Source organism: Halorussus aquaticus, assembly GCF_024218795.1.
Classification (GTDB): Archaea; Halobacteriota; Halobacteria; order Halobacteriales; family Haladaptataceae; genus Halorussus; species Halorussus aquaticus.
On sequence record NZ_CP100402.1, the window covers coordinates 345662 to 368025 of the forward strand.

At 57.6% G+C, this 22364-nt stretch carries 22 protein-coding genes, 1 pseudogene and 1 CRISPR repeat array (1 of these 24 cut by a window edge); of the genes and pseudogenes, 12 read left to right on the forward strand and 11 right to left on the reverse strand.

Going from position 1 to position 22364, the window contains the following annotated elements:
• Positions 1-93: 93 nt before the first annotated feature.
• From NGM06_RS22170 to NGM06_RS22185, 4 genes are all read right to left on the reverse strand, one after another.
• Positions 94-378, reverse strand: a complete 285-nt coding sequence (locus NGM06_RS22170) for a sulfurtransferase TusA family protein (RefSeq protein WP_254270564.1) — start codon at positions 376-378, stop codon at positions 94-96.
• Complete coding sequence (locus NGM06_RS22175) at positions 371-1357, reverse strand: CopD family protein (RefSeq protein WP_254270565.1); 987 nt, start codon at positions 1355-1357, stop codon at positions 371-373. Before NGM06_RS22175 ends, NGM06_RS22170 begins: the two co-directional genes overlap by 8 nt.
• 164 nt (positions 1358-1521) lie before the next feature.
• Positions 1522-2235 (reverse strand): iron-sulfur cluster repair di-iron protein, encoded by a 714-nt coding sequence (gene ric, locus NGM06_RS22180; protein WP_254270566.1) that lies wholly within the window; start codon positions 2233-2235, stop codon positions 1522-1524.
• Positions 2236-2356: 121 nt separating this feature from the next.
• On the reverse strand, positions 2357-3406 hold the full coding sequence (locus NGM06_RS22185) for a DUF2249 domain-containing protein (protein ID WP_254270567.1): 1050 nt from the start codon (positions 3404-3406) through the stop codon (positions 2357-2359).
• Positions 3407-3647: 241 nt separating this feature from the next.
• Between NGM06_RS22185 and NGM06_RS22190 the strand changes: the two genes are divergently transcribed.
• Positions 3648-4454, forward strand: a complete 807-nt coding sequence (locus tag NGM06_RS22190; RefSeq protein WP_254270568.1) for a hypothetical protein — start codon at positions 3648-3650, stop codon at positions 4452-4454.
• Between the two features lie 102 nt (positions 4455-4556).
• On the opposite strand, the gene NGM06_RS22195 is transcribed toward NGM06_RS22190, so the two are convergent.
• Complete coding sequence (locus NGM06_RS22195) at positions 4557-5450, reverse strand: hypothetical protein (RefSeq protein WP_254270569.1); 894 nt, start codon at positions 5448-5450, stop codon at positions 4557-4559.
• A gap of 563 nt (positions 5451-6013) precedes the next feature.
• Positions 6014-6493 (reverse strand): hypothetical protein, encoded by a 480-nt coding sequence (locus NGM06_RS22200; protein WP_254270570.1) that lies wholly within the window; start codon positions 6491-6493, stop codon positions 6014-6016.
• Between the two features lie 223 nt (positions 6494-6716).
• On the opposite strand from NGM06_RS22200, the gene NGM06_RS22205 reads away from it, so the two are divergent.
• The 4 genes from NGM06_RS22205 to NGM06_RS22220 all read left to right on the forward strand — a co-directional run bounded on the left by NGM06_RS22205 (position 6717) and on the right by NGM06_RS22220 (position 8779).
• Entirely contained in the window at positions 6717-7448 is a 732-nt protein-coding gene (locus NGM06_RS22205) for a hypothetical protein (RefSeq protein ID WP_254270571.1), read from the forward strand.
• A gap of 86 nt (positions 7449-7534) precedes the next feature.
• Positions 7535-7732, forward strand: coding sequence for a hypothetical protein (locus NGM06_RS22210; RefSeq protein WP_254270572.1), 198 nt, complete (start codon positions 7535-7537; stop codon positions 7730-7732).
• A gap of 13 nt (positions 7733-7745) precedes the next feature.
• Positions 7746-8069, forward strand: a complete 324-nt coding sequence (locus tag NGM06_RS22215; RefSeq protein ID WP_254270573.1) for a Cdc6/Cdc18 family protein — start codon at positions 7746-7748, stop codon at positions 8067-8069.
• A complete protein-coding gene (locus NGM06_RS22220) occupies positions 8066-8779 on the forward strand; it encodes a hypothetical protein (RefSeq protein ID WP_254270574.1) in 714 nt (237 codons plus the stop codon). Before NGM06_RS22215 ends, NGM06_RS22220 begins: the two co-directional genes overlap by 4 nt.
• A gap of 336 nt (positions 8780-9115) precedes the next feature.
• Here NGM06_RS22220 and NGM06_RS22225 read toward each other — a convergent pair whose 3' ends face one another.
• A complete protein-coding gene (locus NGM06_RS22225) occupies positions 9116-9385 on the reverse strand; it encodes a winged helix-turn-helix domain-containing protein (protein WP_254270575.1) in 270 nt (89 codons plus the stop codon).
• Between the two features lie 311 nt (positions 9386-9696).
• Between NGM06_RS22225 and NGM06_RS22230 the strand changes: the two genes are divergently transcribed.
• The 4 genes from NGM06_RS22230 (at position 9697) to NGM06_RS22245 (ending at position 11961) form a co-directional block, all read left to right on the forward strand.
• A complete protein-coding gene (locus tag NGM06_RS22230; RefSeq protein ID WP_254270576.1) occupies positions 9697-10029 on the forward strand; it encodes a helix-turn-helix transcriptional regulator in 333 nt (110 codons plus the stop codon).
• Positions 10026-10418, forward strand: coding sequence for a hypothetical protein (locus NGM06_RS22235; protein ID WP_254270577.1), 393 nt, complete (start codon positions 10026-10028; stop codon positions 10416-10418). The genes NGM06_RS22230 and NGM06_RS22235 overlap by 4 nt, the downstream gene beginning before the upstream one ends.
• Before the next feature lie 151 nt (positions 10419-10569).
• A complete protein-coding gene (locus tag NGM06_RS22240; RefSeq protein ID WP_254270578.1) occupies positions 10570-10965 on the forward strand; it encodes a hypothetical protein in 396 nt (131 codons plus the stop codon).
• A gap of 93 nt (positions 10966-11058) precedes the next feature.
• Complete coding sequence (locus NGM06_RS22245; protein ID WP_254270579.1) at positions 11059-11961, forward strand: DUF8008 family protein; 903 nt, start codon at positions 11059-11061, stop codon at positions 11959-11961.
• 289 nt (positions 11962-12250) lie between these two features.
• Here NGM06_RS22245 and NGM06_RS22250 read toward each other — a convergent pair whose 3' ends face one another.
• Entirely contained in the window at positions 12251-13540 is a 1290-nt protein-coding gene (locus tag NGM06_RS22250; protein ID WP_254270580.1) for a GIY-YIG nuclease family protein, read from the reverse strand.
• A gap of 341 nt (positions 13541-13881) precedes the next feature.
• On the opposite strand from NGM06_RS22250, the gene NGM06_RS22255 reads away from it, so the two are divergent.
• Positions 13882-14343, forward strand: a complete 462-nt coding sequence (locus NGM06_RS22255) for an 8-oxo-dGTP diphosphatase (RefSeq protein WP_254270581.1) — start codon at positions 13882-13884, stop codon at positions 14341-14343.
• Positions 14344-14790: 447 nt separating this feature from the next.
• Here the strand turns inward: NGM06_RS22255 and NGM06_RS22260 are convergent.
• Positions 14791-15077: pseudogene (locus NGM06_RS22260) on the reverse strand (type II toxin-antitoxin system VapC family toxin).
• Positions 15078-15939: 862 nt separating this feature from the next.
• A complete protein-coding gene (locus tag NGM06_RS22265) occupies positions 15940-16206 on the reverse strand; it encodes a hypothetical protein (RefSeq protein ID WP_254270743.1) in 267 nt (88 codons plus the stop codon).
• A 228-nt stretch (positions 16207-16434) separates the two neighbouring features.
• Here NGM06_RS22265 and NGM06_RS22270 point away from each other — a divergent pair, with 228 nt between their 5' ends.
• Positions 16435-21591, forward strand: a complete 5157-nt coding sequence (locus NGM06_RS22270) for an MSCRAMM family adhesin SdrC (protein WP_254270582.1) — start codon at positions 16435-16437, stop codon at positions 21589-21591.
• Here the strand turns inward: NGM06_RS22270 and NGM06_RS22275 are convergent.
• The gene (locus tag NGM06_RS22275) at positions 21581-21799 is read right to left on the reverse strand and encodes a hypothetical protein (RefSeq protein ID WP_254270583.1); all 219 of its coding nucleotides are present in this window, start codon (positions 21797-21799) and stop codon (positions 21581-21583) included. The genes NGM06_RS22270 and NGM06_RS22275 overlap by 11 nt on opposite strands.
• Here NGM06_RS22275 and NGM06_RS24550 point away from each other — a divergent pair.
• Positions 21785-22036, forward strand: coding sequence for a DUF8112 family protein (locus NGM06_RS24550; protein ID WP_465260992.1), 252 nt, complete (start codon positions 21785-21787; stop codon positions 22034-22036). The two genes, NGM06_RS22275 and NGM06_RS24550, sit on opposite strands and share 15 nt — an antisense overlap.
• Positions 22037-22312: 276 nt before the next feature.
• Positions 22313-22364: direct repeats of the CRISPR family, unit length 30 nt; it runs 3377 nt beyond the window's last position.

A 22364-nucleotide genomic window follows, 5' to 3' on the forward strand; every position in this document is an offset into this window, starting at 1 on the left:
GAAGTGTCGCGGGAATCGGCGTCGGCTAGCCGCTCCCACTGTATTCGCTCGGTGTTCTGTGTACTGTCGGTGCGTTCTGGGGTCGGCTGTCGGTCACTCGTGGTGGATTTCGAGGTACGTCGTGTACTCCTTTCGGAGGAGACCGCTCCGGTTCGTCTCGATTGCCAGAAGTTCGTGACCGGTCTGTGACGCCAGTTGAGGGTACTCCTGTTTCGCCCGCTTGTCCGTACTTTGAATTCGTAGTATCGCACCGTCTTCGAGGTCCTCCAGCGCGCGCTGGACGCGAGCAATTCCGCTCGCACAGCCGCGTCCCCGATTGTCGACAGTCGTGTCAGGTTCGACGTCCGGACCCGTCTCGGAGACTTCGGAGTCAGTCATCGGCTTCGCCCTCCGCTGAACCGCCCGACGGTCGTCCGTTCCCGAGGTCTTCGAGTTCGCAGACGCCGTCGATAGGCGAGCAGGCCCGCCACATCGGGCAGAGCTTGAAGATGACGACCAGTAGACCGATGCACCCGATCTTGGCGAGGACGGCAAGCCCCACCGGATTGCCGAGGTAGTTTCCCACGGAGACACCGAACGCGTCGACGGCCTGATACAGGCCCGTCAGGAACAGCGTCGGGATGATGAACCGAACCGCCCACCGGAAACGTTCGAGTTGCTCGCCCGCGGCCTGAACGACGTCCGTCGTCGGATGGCGCTGTCCCGTCGGGACGGCGACGAAGATGTTCCAGACCGCGCCACCGATCCACGCGGCGAACGCGAGGAGGTGCAACACCCGAACGGCCGCCGCCATCGGGTCGAATCCCCGAAGACTCACCTCCGCGAGCGCCGTCACGACGACGACTGCCAAAGCCAGAGCCATCGTGAGGAGGCCGCTCTGACTCCGAAACTGTTCGTCGACAGACGTCGAACGGCGAACCGTCACGACCGTCGTTCCGACCCAGAGCGAAGACAGCACGCCGAGAGTGACTACGAGTAGGCTGGTTCCGAGAGACGAGGCGTACTTGGCGAGGACGAACGGTCCGCTCGACGCGAGTACGACGACGGCGACGGTAGCCACGCTGTCGAATCGCGAGTACATCTCCGCACAGTACTCGCTCGCGTCCGTCCCGAGGTCCTGCGGGCGAACGAAGAGGTGCTTCCAGACGAGTCCGCCGGTGAGAACGCCGAGGGAAACCAAGTACGACCACTTAGCCAGCGTGACGACGACCGCCGTCTGGTCGGCGAGACGACCGGTCACCCACGTCCCGACGAGTGAGGCGGTCAGGATAACCGCGAGCGCAACTTTCGGAAGGACGTACTTGTCGAAGAGGTCGTTCGCGACGGTCGCACCAACCTCCGTCGGTGGGTCGGTCATTACGGAATCACCGTATGCGTGAATTAGGCTCACCGAAACTAAGTCTCCTCACGGATATGTTCGCGTCAATCTACGTCCTTCGTTCGAGTAGCTGGAGGTAACTCGTGTCAATCCGTGTCGGGGGCGGCGTGGCGCGATGGAATGAATCGATTAGCCAGTGAAATTCAACTCCGGGTAGCGGTCGATAGCTCCTGCTCGGCTCTGGAGAACAATATGTTATTCTCTCGATGGACGTGCATGTGGGTGTCTCGTTCGAGTTCTTCGAGACGGGCGAGCATGTTGCGGTAACTCGGACAGGCGTCGTCCGGGACCGCGTATCCGTCGGTCAACGCCTTGATTTGCTCGAGACGTGCCGCGGTCTCCTCGTGGTCGTCCTCGAAGTTATCTATCTCCTCCCGGAGCGTCGCCACTTCCGACTCTGTGAGTGGCTCGCCGCGGTCGAGTTTCTCGACGAGCAAAAACGCCTCGTCTTCTTCCTCGGAGATGTGCGTCTGCATCGCCTCGGCGAGGTCGGAGAACTCCTCGCCGACTCGCTGCAGTTCCGGGTGATTCTCCCCGTGGACGCTCACGACCTTCTGAACGAGGTCCTCCAGTGCTGGAAGCTCCTCACGGAGATACTCGTGGTGTTCGGAGACGATGTGGTCGACGAGGTCCGACATCGTTTCCCAGTCCTGTGTGCCGTCGCTGTCCGTCACTGCCGCCAGTTCGTCACGAACCGTGGATAGTTTGAGTCCCGCTTCTGCACACGCGGTTTCGAGGGAGGCGTCTCCCCCACAACAGAAATCGATGCCGTAGGACTCGAAAACGCGGGCGAATTCCGGGTTCTCTTCGACGAGGTCGGCGAGACTCCGTTCCGCATCAATTGTTGTCGTAGTCATTCGAATCACCTCTCGTGTACTCGTACTGTTCTCTCGGGGTGACATAGGAATTCACCCGAACAACTCCGAGACCGTCACGTCTCGCTCCGAATCCGTGGCTGGGGCATCCGGACCCGAACGTTCAAAACGGCGCTTTCGTGGTCTCGGATGCCGAGGAGTCGTTCTCGATACCGTCAGCCTTCCCGATCAGGACTCTGAATTCGTCGGGTTCTCGCTGCCGGTACTCCCATCGGAACTCGCTCCCGGTTTCCGCTTCGAACTGGTGATAGAGCGGTTTCGGGTCGTGGTCGTTCACTAGGACGAACGCCTCACCCGACTGAAGTTGCTCGTACGCCTCGAAAATCTGTTGGTGGCGCTGGGCGGGCGGCAGGTCCCGAACGTCCAGTTCCTCCGTCACGTCCATCGACTCGTCGGTTGACTGCGACGGAACTTCGTCGTCGGTACTCGACTGGCCGCCTTTCGTGATACGGACGCGACAGCGGCCCGGTTCTTTGTCTCGGACCTCCCACGAGAACGACTGTCCGTATCGCTGTCGGAACTCCCTGTGGAGCGGACGGGGTTCGTGCGGGGCGGTTATCTCCATCGCGTTGCCGTCTTCGAGGTTCCCGTACCGGTGATGAATCGTCGGATGTCGCTCCTGTTTCGGGATTTCACGAACGTCGAATTTCGCCTGTACCTCGTCGTCGTCTTCCGCCTCACCTTCGTCGGTCTTGCGTATCTCGACCTTCCACTCTTGGGAGTCGCGGTTCGTGTACTGCCACTCGAAGATGTCGCCACGGGTAGAGTGAAGTTCGTGGTAGAGCGGCTTCGGGTCGTGGTCGTTCACCAGGACGAACCCTTCTTCCGGGTCGAGTAGCTCGAAGGTTTCGAGGAGTACCGAGTGGCGCTTTCGCGGCGGCATCTCCCGCACGTCGAACTCGGTCAGGGCAGTTCCTCCCCCAGCGCGCTCCGATTTACTCACGCGAATCTCCCAGACCTCCGGTCCTGCATTCTCGTACTGCCAATCTAGCGTCTCGCCACGTTTGATTTGGTACTGGTACAGTGCCGCCTCGACATCGTGGTTGGCCACGATAGTCACCGTCTCACCGGTGGGGATGTCACGCAGGTCCTCCCGGATTTGCTCACGGCACTCGTCGGCCGTCCGCTCGCGAACGTCGATTTCGGATACCATCGTCTCTACTGAGGAGGTCGAACCGTCCGCCAATAGGTTCTCTCCCGAATGAATTCGGCCGATAGTCCAAGTATTCGCACCAATCACTCCGAAACGCATCCGGACCCTCGCTCGAACATATATGCGGATAGGGTTTCGTATCCGTAGTCCCATCTCCGACTTAATGGACGACACGGGGACAGAGGACGGTACGACCGAAATCAGCTGGGTACAATCGCCACGTGCCGATTTGTCGACTCCGATGGTCGAGTCGCTGCCGTACGTCGAACTCAAACTCGAACATCCGAATCTCGCTCCGACCAGTTACGGCGAGTCGTTTTTTCCGGACGCGGTTCCCTACGAGTTCGACGGTGACTATCGGGTCTTCTACTGGCGTCCGACTCTCGATACGGGGACGAGCGAGCAACCGGATTGGCAGGGCGTCTGTGCGACGACGGACACGCTATCGGTCGTCGAGAAAGGTCGTCCGTACACGCCCGAGTTCGTCTCCCGTCGTGCGGAGACGGAGGTCGTCGTGGAAGGGACCATCGGCGGAGACTCGACGACGGCGGTCGTCCGGTCGTACTCCGCTCCCGACGTTCGAATCCGGGAGGTGACGGCATCACGGCTCGAACTGCTGGCCGACGGGACCGAGTACACCGTTTCCAGCGGAACCCGACGGCGTATTTCGCTCTCGGAGCAGACGGTGGAACGCGCGGACGGCGACGGAACGATGGCTGTCACTCCCGAACTGGTCGTTCGATTCCCCGGAGAGCGAGAACTCCACCATCCCGCCCCCGGCGCGGAGTACCGGTTGTTCCCCTCGTTCGGTCTCGAACTCGACACCGTCTCGAATCCCGCTCCGGTTCCGACGACGAACGGCGAACTCGACCACGCCGCATTTGCAACGTCTCTGGGGGTCGACCTGTCCGACCGGCCCTATCCCGAGCGCGTCCTCTGGCAGGCGTTCGCCTATACAGCGTTCGACCCCCACACTGAGACTGTTCCCCGTCTTACGCAGTTCCGGACGGGTCACCTCGCACTCCTGAATAGTCCGCCAGAGTCGTGATGGCGTTCGACCGACGTGGCGGAATCGACACGAAAAATCACGGCACAGATTGAATAAAGAAACCGCATTTGCAACAACTGCTACGTCGACGTACCGCTGTTCTCACTTCCGCCAGCGGTTCGAAGGTCGAACTGTGTCCGCGGCCCACGTACCGAGTTGCTCCCGTTCTGCTGCTGTGAGATATAGGTAATCGGAGCGAGGGCCGTCCCGAAGTACCAGGGGGTCACCTCGCTCGTCACGACAACGGACGTAGTGTATGCCGTCTCCCCACGCGGCTTGCAACGCCTGGAGTATGTCCTGTGAGGCAGTGACCTCTCCGGAGACAACGATATCGTCTCGCGTCGCTCCTGCTAACTGTATCGCTTCCAGTGCATCGGGAGCCGTCTGTCGGAGTACCGCAGTAAGTCCACACAGTGAGACCGAGGACGGCGATCGATCCAGTCGCAAGAGATCGCCCCACAGCGAGGCGTCCGCCGAGACTTGGTCTGATTCCTTCCCATAGACAGCGTATTCCGTCAGCCCCGTCTCAGCTGCCGGGTTCGTCCCGTTCTCCGCACGAATCGTATCGCACTCACTACTGGCCGGGAACAGTCGGGCGAGCTGGTCGGGCGACACAGCGTCAGCGAGGTGTTGATACTCCGGGACGTCAAGGTAAACCGAGTCGGCGTCGCTGTCCGCTCGTGCAAACACTGGGTTCCCTTTTTTGTCTCGGAACTCCGCGACCAGCAACGAGTCAGACAATAGTGCCACAACGGCATCCTGCACCGCTGGCGTCGCAGTGAGTTCACCTTGGAGCGTGTCATCGTCAACCGTTGCGCCCGCTTCGACGAGGACGTCTACCGCCTCAGCGTCGACGTACTCAGAGAGCAGCGAGTAGATCCCCATAACCTCTACCGTTTCTACCTCGCGCTGTGTCGTCCTCAGTACATTCTGCACGACTATTCTAACGTCGCAATGGGGTTCGGTGCCGTAGTGGCGGATCGTGAACTGTCGCATGTTATGTTGAAAAAGTTAAAGGAACAGTCTCTTTAGACGGTTTTGTGATTGTGGGTCTATATTTTAAGCTATTGATGTATATAATCTGGGTCACGTGTTCCAGATACACCCGAGTCGGGTGGAAGTGAGAAAGGCCACGAGAAGGGCATGACGGCCGACGGAGAAACCTACTACCGGACAAAAAGGGATTGGTGGGTGAATCCTTGGCCGAGTCCGAGACGTACTCTCGGCAATCTTCTAACTCCTGCCAGAACCCCTGTTCGGGGAACGTGGAGAAGCTGGATCCCCAATAGACGCCGCTACTTTGGTCGATATACCACCACCCGGAGTCGGTGTTTACGCCCGGAGGATCGGCGAGACTTTCGATTACCTTGTCATTGAGGTTGTGCGGGAAGAAGTACATCACTGAGATCCTGGTTAGGACCTTCGCAGTTAGGCCATCCCGTGTAAACGGTTCCGGAGCAGAACCCCGCTGTTCCAGTGCTTTCGATGGATGCAGAAAGGAGGGTGCTTGGAAGGAGGGCGCAGGTCCGTACCAGCTAGCGGGAGGCTGACAGAGAGGATTAGCCTTCGGACAGGTCCGTTACTGCCATTCCGATTCCGTATGTCAGTGAGACTAACGCGACACCGAACATGAGAAGCCACAAGATAAGGATGAGGTTAAACGGAACGGTCCTCACTCCCTCGGGGAGGACGCGCTTTACTGCGATCTTATCTGTGACGATCGGGTGGTAGACCAACTGTGCGACCATCATAACGAGTCCGGTGGTGGCACCGAAGGCAATGGTCCACCAACTCCCGCCATCGTAGGGGGTCTGTCGGAGGATACTGACGTAGTCGATCATGAGCGTAACCCCGATGAAGTACAGGAGACAGATGGTGATAGAGACTACAGAATAATCCAGTATCAGAAAATGCGAACAGAGACCGAGACATATCCCGACAACCCCACCAACGAGTGCTGCTCGCTTCGTTGGCGGATTTCGAGTTGCCTTCTTGGATGCTGAAGACGGAGTGGAGTGGTTTGATTGATCGGGGGTCATCTGATACTCACCAGCTATTGTCGCGGAAATCGGTTCGGGAGACACCGTTCAATATGTAGAAAAATAAATGTGATTGTGATAAAAGAACCGATCTTCTATAGCGTCACGAGAGACTACATCTCTCGAACGACTACATCTTGGGAGGATTAACTATTAAGCCCCCGGTCGGCCTTCCTGTCTACTAGATATCTTGACCCAGTACCAACCCACTCACACTCTCGTCGTGAGCTATCCAATAGAGGGTACACCACGTCATGAGGAGGTACTGTTCGAGGTCATCCAAGCAGCGTCGTCCTTCGCGGACCGAATCGTCCTATCGATCGAGACGGGAACAGTAGCCGACGACTACCCTTCGATTATCCAGGAGTTGGACGACACCTTCACACAAACCGGTGGCAGTGATGCTGTACGGTACGACGCTCACGTGTCTGAGAGGTCACTAGAAATGATCAAATCACTTCTGGAGATGACTGGGGGTGCCCGCATCTTTGGCATACGGAAAATTGAACTCGTACGCGACTCCGAACCGTGTCTTCGGTATGTTCCTGATCACGAAGCTTTCACGATGAATGGCGATTCGTCCGATGAAATCATTGATGCAGTCCAAAATGCGATTGACGTCGAACCGGCAGTGGTTCTCCCAAACCACCTACTGGTGGAATGGGAAGTCACCGGTACGGAATATAGTATTTCTCCACCATCTCTCTGTGTTGGGAACGTCTGCTATGGCCTCTCTCGACTCGCATCGGTCGAAGCGCGTCCAGAGCAGTTGGAAATCGAACTCCGATGGTACGAGCCAGAACAAGGCCAACTCGGGCAGGCAATCAGTTGGGCCGCTTCAAAGATCGGTTTGACACGACCAGACACGCTCCGCTTTGAATCGACAGCGGAACTCTCTGACGCTGTAGAGATACTGCAAACAGTGACAGCAGCAACCGGGAAAGACGTACTCTAACTGGAATCCCTTCTCGGATACGATGCACATGGTCTGCTTGGACGAAGCGATTTCCTCGCGGCGCGGAAAACCGTGTACAATCATGAGTGCGGACCGCGACGAAGATTCGCCTCGACAAGTACCAGTACGGCGAACTCGTGGACATCATTCGCGGCCACGTCGAGGCGGGACTGCGGCATGGCGCGGCCGACGACACGACGATAGCGCGCATCGCGGACCTCGCGGCCGGGGACGCGCGGTTCGCCATCGCGTTGCTTCACCGGGCCGCCGAGCGCGGAGATTGAGGTTCGTGACCCATTGAGTCCGAAGTTGGTCGAGGATATAGCCGACGACACCGAGACAGAGGTCCACGAGCGCAACGTCTATCGGTTGTCCACCAATCAGCGGATTCTGCTCGAAATCGTCCGGGAGTCGGGGGAGATTGCGGCGGGCGAGTTGTACGACGAGTACGAGCAGCGTGTGGGGAATCCGAAGTCGAAGCCCACGCGACGGCGGTATCTCCAGTCGTTAGAGCGGTACGAGTTGGTCGAGCAGTTCGGGCGGACGCGAGGGACGTGCTATCGGTACCCATCGCTTCAAGGACGAGATATTAGTATTGCTGGTACCACGCCTAAGTTATGATAAAAAACAGACGATGGACTTTGCTTATCGTCGGCTCTATCGTGATTATCGGACTTTCTCTCGCAATATATCTTTCTTACGAGCAATTCGGGAGAGCAGGTTTGGAGGCGAGTTCTATTTTGACGTCTTCACTCCTCACAATTGCTTTAGTTGTATTATACCGAGAGCAGCATCTTGCTTTACGGTATCAACAAGAACCGCACCTTGAGATTAGTGACATAGAAATCAAGGAAGATCTCCAGGTAATTAGATTGAGAGTTTCCAACTTCGGCGGAGGTCCCGCAACTTCGATGAAGCTAAGGATTGGATTGTACGAATTAAGTGGAGAAGGTCCAATAGAGACAGTACAAGGTTCTTTACGGAGAATCGAGTCTATCGGAGATGCAGAGGAGGAAAAGACCCGAGCATCGTCAATAAGACCATCTGAATTAAATATCTGTTTTGAGGCTACGTCTCGGTCAGTGATATCGCTGGGAGGGACAGGACCAAATCAGGACTCTCTTGCTCGGATACTGGATTCCGAGTTTGAAGGGAATCGAGACGTAATTTATGGAAAGGTCTCAGTCTACTACAGTACAAAATTCTCAAAGGACAACAGACATATCTCCGACTTTTCGCTTCAGTTCAACAATCATGATGATATCGACTACATACCTATGGATTTCCTACCGTGGGAAGATGAGAATATGAGAAGAGAACTTGGAAGTTAGAAATCGCAGGACGTTACTGGAATTCGTTCACTTTCGCTCATCGCTTCTACCGACCACTCACAGACCATTCTGTGACTCTACCGCCAGAATCAGGATTTATTCGTTCACGCTCGCCAGACACTCTTTTAGTCGGTATATCTCGCACCGAGTATGCCACCGAATCGTGGCCCGAACGCGGGCAGATCGAGCCAGAACCGAACCACGCGACGACCGACGAGATTACGCTACACCAGTGAGGTCATCCAGATCACGAAGCCGTCGCTCGCGGCGATGAAACCGACGAGGGACATGAGCAAAAGTCGCGTTCAGTGATGGACTGACGGACCAACTATCAAGCTACTCTTCGTTGTTTTCCAGTTCTTCTGCGTCGAGATCGCCCGCGAGATACGCGCGACCCTTGTCGGTGATTTGGTAGTATCCTTGTTGGCCGAGTATTCGCTCGACGTAGCCGTGGTCTTCAAGTAATTTGAGTCGGCGTTTTACGGTTCGCTGTGAGAAGGTTGCTCCCTCAAGCCGCAGATTTTCATAGAGTGGCGTTGGAGGGAGTGCAATCTCTTTCTCCGCGAGAAATTTGAGAATAGCCTCATCACGGAGATTCGGTTCCATCAGGCGATTTTTTCACACCAATGCACATAACCACACCGAAAAATCCAGTATTTCACCAATTGATTCCGTAGGTCCCTAAATAGTGCCGTCTGTCGCTATATAGCGACAATATTTATTACCAGTGGGTAATACGTTCAAGCTAAGGACAACCGGAGGTGCTAGCTCAGGAAAACTGGGCCGGTGTCGCCGCACCGGCCTTCGGTGGTCCTCCACAGGAGAACCATGCACGCATTCGCCCAGACGGGACTTGAATGTCCCGCACGACCAGCGGATAGTCTATCAATCGCCCAGACGACGGGAGGTGCCCAGCGATGAGCGCGGATTCCTCTCGGTCGGTCGAGAACCTCCGAGCGTTCGAGCGCGACCTGTTATACGCAGTCCGCGCGCTCGAACGCGACAGCGACAACCCGCCGAAGGGTCTTGTGGTCAAGGCGTATCTCGATGAACGGTACGGCGATGACATCAATCATTCTCGGCTATACCAGAATCTGGACCGGTTAGCCGAGCGCGGCCTGCTAGAGAAGGCCGAGAGGGATGGCAGGACCAACGAGTACGCCACCACCGACACTGCCGAGCAACTGCTCGTCCAGCACGCCAAGCGCCGCGCCGACGCAGTCGGCCTGAACGGAGGTGACTCGAAGTGACCCAAGCCATCGAGGAGTTCGGACCGGACCTCACTGAGGCAATCCCCGAAACCTTCGATGTGTGCGACGACTGCGGAACACCGACGATTCAACTCTCGTCACATACGTGTCCGGACCCAGACACTGTAGACGACCCGACGCGCGCCGACCTTGATGCCCGGATCAACAATGACCCGTACCCGGCACAGGAGACGGTCCTCGTCATCCAGACCACCGGCCAACGGTCGTACGCCTACCACGAGACCGACCACGACGAGAACCCGCTCTGCCCGGTTGACCACGACGGACTTACGCAACTCGCCCGTACGGAAGCACAATCACAGCGGTACGCGCCCTGCCAGTTCTGTCACCGTATCCGCCGCGCGAACGAGGAGGTGACCGGCCAATGAGTGCGTGTTGGGCGCTGGAGGATGGCGAGTGTCCGGCGTGCAAGACACCGATTCATGCCATCGCCGCCAACAGTCCCACCGAGTGTACGGTCCAGCCGTGTGGCTGTACCATCCCCAAGGGTATCACTTCTAGTTACGGAGGTGGGGGTCGATGAAGCAGTCTCGCTCGGTCAATCAGACGGCGGCCGACCTCACCAGCTATAAGCGCGATCTCTTGCTGGCGGTGTACCGCGCAAACCAAGCCACCGAGACACCTGTCGGCGCGGATGTCAAGCGAGAACTGGAAGCGCTCGGCCAGACCAACACCGCGGGCGGCCAGTTCTACCCCCGCCTCAATGAACTAGTCGAGCGAGGATTCCTCACCAAGAGCGACCACCCTGACGACGCACGCGGATTCACCTGCGACCTCACCGGCGAAGGCAAAACCGTACTCACGCAGTTGTTCGTGCGGAACGCCATCTCGCTCGACATCGACGTTCCCGAGTCCGATCTGCCTGCGGACCCGCCGCGGCCCGGCCGCCGACTCTGCGGGCGACCTCGCGGATAGCCCGGACACCTTTCGTTCGTCCGTTTCGCGCCCACGAACGCCTAGCAGACGGTATCGCTCACCAGCCACTCCTGCCGACAACCCAGAGAACTGATGACCACCGACACCCCCACCGACGACGAACTCCTTCCCGAACCGCTCGCCGAACTCGTCGAACAGCGAATCCAACAAGCAACCGCCGACCTCCGAGACCAAATCGGCGACCTCGAAGCCGAGGTAGACACGCTCCGCGACGAACTCGTCGAGGAACGCGACGCCCGCCGCGAGGCTGAAGCCCGACTTGCAGAGTTAGAGGAGACGGTCGAAGGCGAACACGATGCCAGACTCAGCGCCCTCGAAGCAAAAGCGAACGGCACCCGATCAATGATCGCCGAACTGCAATCACGAGAACTCGAAAAAGGCGCGCATTTCGCCTACGAGAACGTCGAGGCGAACATCATGGATGAACTGCTGGACGTGGATGGTGACCGCGTCGAACGCATCACCAAAGACGACGGCAACCAGTACGCCCGGCTTCCCGGCGAAGAAGACGCCCTCGAACGCGGCGGCACCGTCGCTCACTCAACTGCGGATCTCCTACCTATCCAGCGACTCGCTCGCTACGACGACGAAATGCTCGCAAGTGTCACCAACCGCAAGCCGGACGAACTCGCGGCGAAGGCGTGGCGGGAACGCGACAACCCCGGCCGCTACCAGTTGTGGACCAGCGGGAGCAGTAGATGGCGCGTCTACCTGAAGTCGTCAGACCTCGCCGATTGGATTCGCGCTCACGAAGAAGGCGTCTCGAAAAACTACGCCCAAGAACTCGCCCGGCGGACGCTCGACGCGATGCGTGAACTCAGCAAGCATCGACTCATCACCACCCAGAAAGAACGCACCGCGGACGGTCTCTCCTACAAGGAGAACGTCGTGGTCCTGAAAGACGACGTGGATTTACCGGGTGACCCGTCTCTCAGTAACTCGGACGGTCCGGCAACAAACGAGGTGGCCGGATAGCAAGGTTGCCGGACCAGATTAGGCTCCGAGAGGACTACGTCTCTCCCACGAACAACCGTAATCGACCGCGGTCGTGAAAACGCCACGACGTGTAGACCGCCATGATGGCGGCTCCTCGTGGTGTGGATGCCGGACGACTACCTGTCGGTTTGTCTCGTTCATCGGCTATCATCGGCGTCACCGAGACCCCTCTCCCGGAGAGTTCACGGACAACAGCATCTGTGGTCGGACTGCGTTTCGACCGTCGGCGTTCTCTTCGGGTTCGTGAGGAGCCGGATGGTGGGTTCGGTTACTCTGAGGGTGGTTGAAACTGATATTCTTGCTGGTTGGCAGGTGCGTCTTCTGGGACCTCGTGGTGGTTGAGGAGCTGGGTAGGGTAGGTTTCGTAGGCTAACCCAATCAACAGTCCCTCCACTTCGGCTAGATACGCTGGGTAGCCGTACGGACCTGTATATTTTTCTGGGTCCCAGGCTCGTATCCAGAGGTATGTTTGTTCTTTGAGTTGGTGGGTTCCTTGTTTGAATAGCTCGCTGGCCCAGCTGCGTTTCTTTGAATCTTCACCGAACACGGTGTCGGATAGCTCTCCGACGTGCCAGTAGCTTCCATCACCCCAGCGAGCGAAGCTCCGCGTTCCAGTTCGATTCTTTGCGATTTCCTTGAAGTTCGCACTCAATTCGTTCTTTTTCCCGTATGCTTCTGCTTTGCCGATATATCGTGGGATGATCTCGGCAGGTGATGGATTATCGGACGTAAGCTGGTACATGACGTATAACAGCCCGTTCGGGCCGTCTTTCACCCCGTTGCTGTGAACACAGCGTTTTCCTTCTTCGCGGATCCGAGTATCAATTGCGTCACTCCGTTTCAGTACCGTTGACGAGCCGACATCCGTGAGTTCTACGACGAGGTTTTCGTCTGTCTCGAAGAGCGGAATCGGATCCGCCTCTTCGGGGTCATGAATCTCTTTATGGATTGTCTGTTCCACCCAGTTGTGCCAGAGATTTGCTTTGTGTTTGCCGTTTAGGTCGTGGCCTGTATTGCCAGCGGCCGTCCTTGCTTCTTCATTCGGGGTCTCGTTCTCTAGGTCAACCCATTCGGGACCCACCTTCCCCATCTCGTGTGGAACCCTGTTTGGAACGAAATCTCGGTTTGCGAAAACCCGATTAAATTGCCGATTAGAGTGGACGAGACCGACAGTCTTTGCTTCGAGTTCTTGTCGATACGTGGGATACCCATATGGGCCAGTCTCAACCTCGCTCACATCAACTAGCCATGCGTAAAGCGGTGAATCTGCACGCTCGTAGACCGTTGCAATGTGATCATATTTCCCGTAACTACCCCACGACCCATCGTCTTCCCATTCCGAGATTGGGAGGGCATCGCGCACCTTCCTGAAATGGTTCATAAGTCGGCTTGCAATATTGCTGGTCTCGCCAATGTAGACAGGGATGATATCAGACGGCCCCTGAACAGGGTCGTCAAGGAGATACAACAGATACAGATAATCGCCAGACCCCCGTCCTAGACGGTACGAGTCGTATGCAGCAGTCATCTCCAACGCTGTCCCGGAATCGTCAATCATTGGGACAGGGTCCGGCGTATCAGCTGTATTGATATCTTTGAGTACGGTCTGTGACACCCACTGGTCCCACAACTCGCTTTTTGTCTGATTTTTCACCATCGGTCAGTTAACAGAGTGTGAAAAGAACGGCTACCTCAAAGCATCGGTTTCACCGACTGCTACGGATACTCGCTGTCTCTAATACGTGGTTTGGAGGCGGGAGTTACGTCGACCGTCGAGTCCCCATTTGAACGACGAGACGTGCATCAGTCGCCGTTCATACTGCACAGGTCGGTGGCAAAACGGCGGGGTTCGCGCTCCTCACCATTTAAGATAGCTTCCCAGGTACACTGTGGCAAGACATGCGTGACGCGACTCTCTGTTACGTCTTTGATGGCAACGACGTCCTGTTCATAGAGAAGAAACGTGGCCATGGAGAAGGCCGATACGTTGGTCCTGGAGGAAAGGTTGAGAACGGCGAATCCATCGCGGAAGGCGCAATTCGTGAGACACGCGAGGAGACATCTATCATTGTGGATTCTGTTGAGAAGAAGGGTGAGTTAGAGTTCTACTTTGCCGAGGAGCCATTCATGCAGGTGCATGTTTTCCGGTCGGACTCATACTCCGGTAAACCAGCTGAATCCGAGGAGGCAATACCAGTCTGGCTTGATGCTACTGACCTTCCGTACGACGAGATGTGGAAAGCCGACAAGCATTGGCTTCCCCACCTCATCGAGGGAACCACCTTCACGGGCACATTCTGGTATGACGAAGACGGCGACGACCTCCACGAATACTCACTCGAAACGGACAGTAAACTGTAGTTCAACCGCGAGAGGCGTAGTCTCTCGTGTTCGCAAACCGAAGAGAGGCGGAATGAAAGGAACCTGCTGTTACTGTAAGTGCGATTTGTATGTCGGGCATCGTGGTACCGGGGATGCGTATCGAACCGCTGGCCACGACGCGTGGAACCTCCTGTGGGTGTACGTCGAGACTGTAACGGTGGTGAGATCGAGACGCCCACGCTCGGCACAACCGAGGTCGTCGCGGCCGCCTTGCACGTCGTCATGCAAGTGGCCGCTTCGCAGACGAGCCGGTTGGCATTGACGAGGGTTAAGTTGGAAGCGTGAGGTTCTGCCGACGAAAGGTGATTTGATGCTCTCGTCTCTAGAATTTGGTCCGGAGGTACTGTGGTGACAGAAGAGAGTTCTGAGTCTCGCGGATATGTTCGAGCGTATCGTAATCCTGTGTGAATCCGAATTCGTGAAAGTTTATATCGTAACACTACTCGGATCAATTTGCTCATGGATGCCGTCGAAATCGTCGTCGAAGCTCGCAATTGACTATGTGCGATTGTTGTGGCGTCCGTGAAGCTGAGTTTGTGGTCGTCGTACGTGGTGAAGCACTCGAACGCGGCTTCGAAGATATCAGGGGTGACGTGGTCGAAGGTGTTCACGTCCGGGTAGGGGTTGTTTCCGAGAATCCGGTCGGCAATCGTGGTCGCTGCGGTGACGTCGTTTGTCCGTCTCCGCGTGAGTGTTACCGCCTCGTCGAGAATATAGTCGTTCGTGTACGGTTGACCGAATTCACCGTCAAGGACGCGGTCGAAGAAAGACTGCGCTGTCTCGTGTCTCGCGGCATCTTCGTCATGATAGGCTTAGTACACACCCGTATCGATGAAGATGCTCATTCGTAGATGATGTCGCCGATATCAGTAGTTAGTAATACAGCTTCTTTATTCAGTTTATATGGTGTAAGTTATTCGGTGTTGCTTGGTTCGTTGTGCGAACTCATCACTGGTTCCATCGGCTAGCTCCACCGCTGATTGGTGACGGATATGCCTCCAAAAATGTTTCACCAACAGGCCATCTATCATCAACTGAATGTCCTCGTTGATGCGTCGAGAAATCCTTCAGCTTGGTGGAGTAGCCCTCGCTGGCGGACTAGCCGGGTGCAACGCACTCGGCCAACAATCCTCAAAAACACCACGACTCGGCAAACTCACGGTCACAAATTACCACCCTCGTCCGCACACTGTTCACGTTCTCCTTCTTGATGATGGGACTCCGGTCTATTGGGACTCAAAAGAGGTGACCCCTGCCGAAGAAGACGGTACGCCCGGAGGAGCTATCTTTGAGGGTTTTCCGACTGAGTCAAGAAATTACGTACTTCATGTTCGCGTCGATAACCAGCCGAAGTCCAAGTGGGAACGTTTCGATTTTAGCAAGTATTCCGTTTCGTGTCTCGGTATCAATATTGCTATCGGCGATGTTGACCGTTCTAAAACTGATGACGTGTCCATCTGGAAAACTAACAATTCCCACGTGTGCGAGGAAGAGAGGGAGAGAACCACGAGTTAATAGACTTTCGCTCTAGATTCCGCGACAGGTACACCGACAATTCTGAATAAAGAAACCGTGCTACCAACTACTGATATCGTCTTTTGTCGTTTCCGGACCGGATGCAACGGTCCCCTCGTGGAAGGCCTTGTGAGCGTTATCGTCGACGGGAACCCGCGAGTCGCGGAACGAATCAATGACCTCATCTTTTGACTCGGCCGCATCGTTGACGAGTCGCTCTAGAATCTCTTGCTGAGTAACCTGTTTTCCAGTTTTTAGGCGGATTTCAGCTTGTAACTGTTCGAGACGAGACTTCGTTTCCTCGTCCATCTTTACTGAGGTCGCTATACTACTAGTAGCATCCTCTACTGAATAACTGTTTCTACCAAAGCGACGATTCGCTGCTGGAGGCGTATCCCCGGCTTCTTACGGCTAATGCTGCTCGTGCTGTACTGGTCATTCCCTTTTCCCGGAGCGTGGCCGCCAGAATGGTCGGCACGGCAATCATGACGTGGCGGCAAGGTGCTTTTCTGTGATTTAACTTTCACGATACTTATTTCCCTCCCCTAACATTAGGTGAGTATCAGGACGATGTCCGGATCTGTTATTCTCCGGCGGCCATCGGACCTTGACACTGACACGGTGGTGAGCGACGACGGTGTGACGATCGTCGTCGGAGCACCACACATCGGCAAGACCGAACGGTTCGATCATCTCGCCGACGAGACCGAGCTTACTTGCGTCGACTCACTGTCTGCCGCCGACGAACCCACTGGACCTGTGGTTGTCGACGACTTCTATACTGCCTACCAACACGCCACTCTTGATGACCGCCGGGAGTTCCTCGATACGCTTGCGGACGCCAGTCACCTCTGTCTATCCACTCGACCACGTGACCTCGACTGGCTCTGTACCACCGATCTTGATACCGACGCTAACGGTGAGACGGACGCCGACTCTACTACTGATTCCAGCTCTACAGCCGATCCTAATATCGACGTTGCTGCTGAAGCGAGTGCCGACCGTGACCTCGCTGGGGTACTCCGCGAAGCGCTCGATGCTGTCGTCGTTCTCAGTTACGCGCTCGACGATCCGCAGGACTGGGAGGGGGTCGACGGGTCAGTTTCTGCCGACACGCTCGAAACGTATGCTGACCGTCTTTCCTACGATTACGCCCTTGACGCCGACGGTGTACTCGCTAACCACCTCGGCGACGCGACGTACGGTCCGACGCTCGTCCCATCGGTCACACTCACACTCGCGGCCGACACCGACACGGCCACACAGGGATGGCTCACAGAGTCACTCCGTGAGTACGTCGGCGCAACTGGCCTGTCGATGGCGACCACGCCGTTCAAAACGCTCGGCAAGAAAGCCGCTGAGTACGGGCAGGCGATCACGTCCGGCGAGGTCGCGCTCGACGCAGATATCGACCGTGAGACAGTCGCTGCCCTCGCTGGAAGCGCAGCGCCAACTGCCATATCCGCACTCTCCGGGTCGCTGCCGTTCGTCGTCGCATTCGGCCTCCTATTGTGGCGTGCCAACCCCGGCAACGACATGGCCGATCTCGCCGACGACCTCTTCGACCACTTGCTCGACGACCGCCTCACACCTCTCGACAAAGCCCGGCTCGAAACCGGTCTTGGCCTTCCCCCGCGAACGCTTGACGCGCTCGACAGCATCGACGACCACGTCGAAAGCCAGTTCATCGACGCGTTCGCCAGCCTGCCCGCACTCCAGTCCGACGTTGAAGCGATGCAGGCAGAGCTTCGAGACCACCGTGACCGACTCGAAGCTGTCGAGGATGGACTCGCCAACCTCGCTGAGGAAATATACAGAGGCCGCGAGAAAGCGACTGAGGGTCTTGCCCATCTCGAAACTCGCCTCCAGAACGAAGAGGAGGTCCTGCTCGGTGAGCGCGTCCACCCCGACGATGTCGAGTATTTGCCCGACGAAGACGGCAACAAAGTCGATCAACTCCGCGACCGACTCGAAGACGATACAACGGATGTCGTGGTTCTCCGCGGCCCGCACGGGTCGGGCAAGACTACCGCCGCCTACAAAGCCTGCCGGGACCTCACAGACGGCGACGATAATAACTACGAAGTACGACTTCCCCGGTTCGGTGAAGCGACCTCAGTTGAGCAAGTTATCGAGTCGAGTGACAAGCACACGATTCTGTACGCGAACTTTCAGACAGAGGTCGGTCTCGGCGCGGCCGGTGACAACGAGCGACAAGTCGAAGTCGGAACGGTAGCGAGTGGGCAACAACTCCGCGAACTCCAAAGTTGGTCGTGTGACCACGGCACCGTCATCATCGAGTGCCGCGACGAACTCCATAACTCGTTCACCGACAAAGCCCCGAAAAAATTCGCCCAAGCGGAGCGCGATACCCGTGAAGACGCGACGAGCATCACGTTCGAACGATTCGACAAAAAAGCCGACGCCGTCCGCGAAACCACTCGATGGGCGTTGGACGTTCTCGATTACGAGGGCGAGTACGAGACGGTCGTTGACGAGGTAGTCGACCTCGCTAACGGGAACATCGAGATAGCGAAACTCGCCGCTCGCTACGCCGCCACAGAAGGCGAGCAACTGTCGGCGTTCGGCTCCGCGATGGAACTCGTCCACCACGACGTTCAGCCTGTTCTCGACGCTGACGCCGACCATGGCGACGTCGGCGAGATATACGAACAGGTGTGTGTCACGCCCGGCGTTCAGACACGTGAACTCGTGGACCTGTTCGAGGGGAATATCACGAAGTGTGCGAAGACGCTCGCGGGCTACCTCGGTGGTGACATCACCGACGCCGAAAACACGACCGACGATGTGGGCGACGGTGAGACCGCCGCAGGGTGGCACGATTACGGACCGTCGGATACCACCATGTCTGTGAACCCGGATGACTCGTGGCGGCCGCGACCGATTATCTACGGCCGGGCCGTCGTCGAATACGAAGTCTTCCGAACGACTGCTGGCAATGTCCAACCAGACCCCAATGAAATTCGGGAAGACCTCGACAAGTATCTCGGACGGTACGAAGCAACAGACGACCCCGAGTTTGCGCTTGTCAGACTAGCCCGGAGTCTCGGTGGTCTCTACGGGAGGGCGCGAAAACGCGACGACGACGACCTCGCCAGTGCCATCTACAAGGTTGGCGTCAAATGGCTCCTCACAGACGGCGTAAACGACCAGCTCGCCATCTCGGACGAGATGGATGACGACGAAGTCGCCCGCCGGACTGATTTGTTCGTTCGCACGATACGGACGCTCCTGTCTCACGACGTTCCCGTTCCGGCGACCATTTTCGAGCAAAACACTGCGCAATTCCTTCACGGTGCCCAAATTGAAGCCGACCGAGCAGAGACAACCCCGGTTACTGTCATCGAGAACTTGTTCGCGTACGCGCTAACGAACAGTCGAGACATAGGTCCCGAACAGTTAACGGCACTCCAGTCACTACTCCCGGAACTCGCCGCCGCGTGCAACAAGGGGTTTGACGCAAACCTCGGCCAGTTTCTGGAGAACGTGTATGCGATGGCGCTCTCGAAGCTTGCGAACAAGTCGGTGAATCCGAACGGGGAGGCGGTCGCAGAGTGGGTGGACGAACTGGAGGAGCGAGCGGAAGCGATGGCGGGCCACGATGACGCCCACAACGACCCGGCGGGGCAGTTTCTGGAGAACGTGTATGCGATGGCGCTCTCGAATCTCGTAGATAAGTCAGCGACCCCGGACGGGGAAGCGGTCACAGAGTGGGTGGACGAACTGGAGGAGCGAGCGGAAGCGATGGCGGGCCGCGACGACGCCCACAACGACCCGGCGGGGCAATTTCTGGCGAACCTGTACGCGATGGCACTCTCGAAGCTCGCGGACAAGTCGGCGAATCCGAACGAGGAGGCGGTCACAGAGTGGGTGGACGAACTGGAGGAGCGAGCGGAAGCGATGGCGGGCCGCGATGACGCCCACGACCTCCCGGCAAGGCAGCTTTTGGAAAACCTGTACGCGATGGCACTCTCGAAGCTCGCGGACAAGTCGGCGACCCCGGACGGGGAGGCTGTTACCGAGTGGGTGGACCACATCGCGGAACAGGTGGGCGAGGTGGCGGCCAGCGACACCCATTCCAAGCCGCAGGCAGAGTTCGTCGCGTGGACCTACGGGTTCGGTGTGGCACGAGTTCTCCCGGGCGATAGCGAGAGGCCGACGGTGTGGGGGCAGACACTCGCCGACCATACAGTCAATATACTACCCGACTCGGAACTCGACACCTTCTATGACGCGGCACGCATCGGACTGATGCAGGAACCAAACTTCGACGGGCTACCGTGGCTAGTTGGCGACGTTCTCGACCGGACGGTTGCGGCGGAGTCGCCGGTTGGTGAGTCCCGCGACCAGCGAGTAGAACTGGTCGGTGGACTTGTCGCGGACATCGCTGAAGGATTCTGGTCGTTGGGACAACACGACAGTTTCGAGTCGGACGTGTTCCGCGCTCTGACAGCGCGTGTCGGCGCGGTGGCGAGTACGAACGTCGAGTTTTTCCACGATTTGGCGAGTCGAGTGGCTGACAGTCTCGCAGACACCGATACCGACGACGCTGACACGGGTGTCGGGGCGTCTGGGGCGTGGCTGGCGCGAATCTACCCCGCGGCGCTCGTGGCCGTCGCCGACGCCGACTCGGCTACGTCAGATGACCTCAACACCGTCTACGAACAAGGCCGAGATGCACTCGCAGACGCGAGCAGGAAGGTAGTGGCGGAGTACCACGCGCGGGCACTTGGCAGGGTTCCACGGGATGCCGTGGCGGATTGGCACGACCGAGCGGCCACCCGTGCGTGCGACGACCTCGGCGCTGACGCGCCTACGGCTCTTTACCGAGTTGGTCTCCAGCACGTCCGCAACGGAAACGGCAGGACAGCGATGGCGTGTCTCGCGGGCGTCTGGCGTGCCCGAGACGCACTCGGCAACGAATCGGCCGTCACTGAGAGAATAGGCGTCGGCTATGCTGCACACCTCGCACTCGATATCAGTGACGCTGATGTGGACGAAGCCGTTCTCGACGCGCTTCCGGACGAGACGAACGACCACCCTGCGGCAGTTCAGGCGGTCGCCGCCGTTCTCGACGACCGCGACCCAGTTGTAACGCCCGACGAACTACGCGCGGACATCAACCCCGATGCCGACAGTCATTCGCTCGCTGACCTCGAAACGCTCGCCTACAGCGACCTGCTGGAAGCACTTACCCGGACGCCGCGCGACGACTACGAAACCGCCCTTGAACTTATCGCCCACGACGGTGACGCTGAGACCGTTGTTTCGAGACTCCGTAGCGTTTGGGAGGCACGCGATGAGGTTGAGGAGGACAGTGACGACTATGTGGCGGTTCTCTCGGGTGGTGTCTTGCTCGCCGCTCATGCGCTGGTTGTTGGCCCGGACGTAATCGACGCTGACCCAGACGTTATTCGCGAGACTGTCGCTCCGCACCGTGACCGGCTCTCGAACTCGGTTCGGACGCTCTTCGCGTACCTTGCTGACGACGCGCCGGACGCCGACCCTGAAGCGATGGCAGAGCGAGCCGATACCGACAACCCCGAGGTCGAGGATCTCGAAACATTCGCTGTCGCGGCTGTGCTCGGTTTGGCGATGCGTCACGATGAGGAAGCGCAGGGCGACGAAACAGAAGGCTCGGACGCGACCGCCGAGACGGATTCGACCGTCCGCGACGATTCTAGGGATTGACGTTGCCGATTGTCCGGAATGCGGTGGCGAGACGAGTGGGGAGGGCGTCGTCTGTTGGCGGTGCCACTAAATGGCGTTCGCCGACCCCGACGCGGAGACCGTGCGCGTCAAGACTGACGTGGAGCAGGCCCTCACGGGCCTGTAGGTTGGTCTCGCTGGTTCGAGAGGCACCTGCTGTTGGCGTGGTCGGGAGTTGCACGACAGCCATTGTGTCACCGTCTACACGCATCGCACCGCCGGGTACGACCAGTGGAACCTCCCACGGGTCTACTGTCGAGACTCTAACGGTGGTGAGATCGAGACGCCCACGCTCGGGACGGTTGAGGTTGTCGTGACTGCCTTCCTTGGGGTGATGCAAATGGCGACTTCCCAGACGACTCGGTTGGCATTGACGGGTGTCGAACTAGAGGAGTACAGCGGTTCGGACGACGGAAGCGAGAGGTAGTGGACGAAGGCTCAGAACTGCTACTCTATCGCTGTTCTTTTTCGTTCGGTATTTAACCTCGGTGGAACCGGCCGAGATATCTCGCTAACCAATGAATCGAGTACTTTTATATCGTACACAAGCGACCGTCATAGACCCCGCCTTTCTGCTTCAGTTGCTCAATTCTGATGTCGACTTCTGAAGCAGCCATCCAGAGCTTCGTCGCATAGCCTCGGACCAGTTTGACCGGAACACCATCCTCGTTCTTCTGCTCAAACTTGGACATACGCTTCTTGAGCTTCAACCCCACAAGGGTACGTCTGGAACCCCTGACATAAAGCGTCCCACA

What these genes read in the sequence shown, in the direction of transcription:
- NGM06_RS22225 (WP_254270575.1), bottom strand. Translation starts at nt 9,385, where the DNA reads ATGGAACCGAATCTCCGTGATGAGGCTATTCTCAAATTTCTCGCGGAG.
- NGM06_RS22195 (WP_254270569.1), bottom strand. Translation starts at nt 5,450, where the DNA reads ATGCGACAGTTCACGATCCGCCACTACGGCACCGAACCCCATTGCGAC.
- NGM06_RS22275 (WP_254270583.1), bottom strand. Translation starts at nt 21,799, where the DNA reads ATGGCTGTCGTGCAACTCCCGACCACGCCAACAGCAGGTGCCTCTCGA.
- NGM06_RS22240 (WP_254270578.1), top strand. Translation starts at nt 10,570, where the DNA reads ATGAAGCAGTCTCGCTCGGTCAATCAGACGGCGGCCGACCTCACCAGC.
- NGM06_RS22175 (WP_254270565.1), bottom strand. Translation starts at nt 1,357, where the DNA reads ATGACCGACCCACCGACGGAGGTTGGTGCGACCGTCGCGAACGACCTC.
- NGM06_RS22170 (WP_254270564.1), bottom strand. Translation starts at nt 378, where the DNA reads ATGACTGACTCCGAAGTCTCCGAGACGGGTCCGGACGTCGAACCTGAC.
- NGM06_RS22230 (WP_254270576.1), top strand. Translation starts at nt 9,697, where the DNA reads ATGAGCGCGGATTCCTCTCGGTCGGTCGAGAACCTCCGAGCGTTCGAG.
- NGM06_RS22245 (WP_254270579.1), top strand. Translation starts at nt 11,059, where the DNA reads ATGACCACCGACACCCCCACCGACGACGAACTCCTTCCCGAACCGCTC.
- NGM06_RS22220 (WP_254270574.1), top strand. Translation starts at nt 8,066, where the DNA reads ATGATAAAAAACAGACGATGGACTTTGCTTATCGTCGGCTCTATCGTG.
- NGM06_RS22255 (WP_254270581.1), top strand. Translation starts at nt 13,882, where the DNA reads ATGCGTGACGCGACTCTCTGTTACGTCTTTGATGGCAACGACGTCCTG.
- NGM06_RS22185 (WP_254270567.1), bottom strand. Translation starts at nt 3,406, where the DNA reads ATGGTATCCGAAATCGACGTTCGCGAGCGGACGGCCGACGAGTGCCGT.
- NGM06_RS22250 (WP_254270580.1), bottom strand. Translation starts at nt 13,540, where the DNA reads ATGATTGACGATTCCGGGACAGCGTTGGAGATGACTGCTGCATACGAC.
- ric (WP_254270566.1), bottom strand. Translation starts at nt 2,235, where the DNA reads ATGACTACGACAACAATTGATGCGGAACGGAGTCTCGCCGACCTCGTC.
- NGM06_RS22190 (WP_254270568.1), top strand. Translation starts at nt 3,648, where the DNA reads ATGGTCGAGTCGCTGCCGTACGTCGAACTCAAACTCGAACATCCGAAT.
- NGM06_RS22200 (WP_254270570.1), bottom strand. Translation starts at nt 6,493, where the DNA reads ATGACCCCCGATCAATCAAACCACTCCACTCCGTCTTCAGCATCCAAG.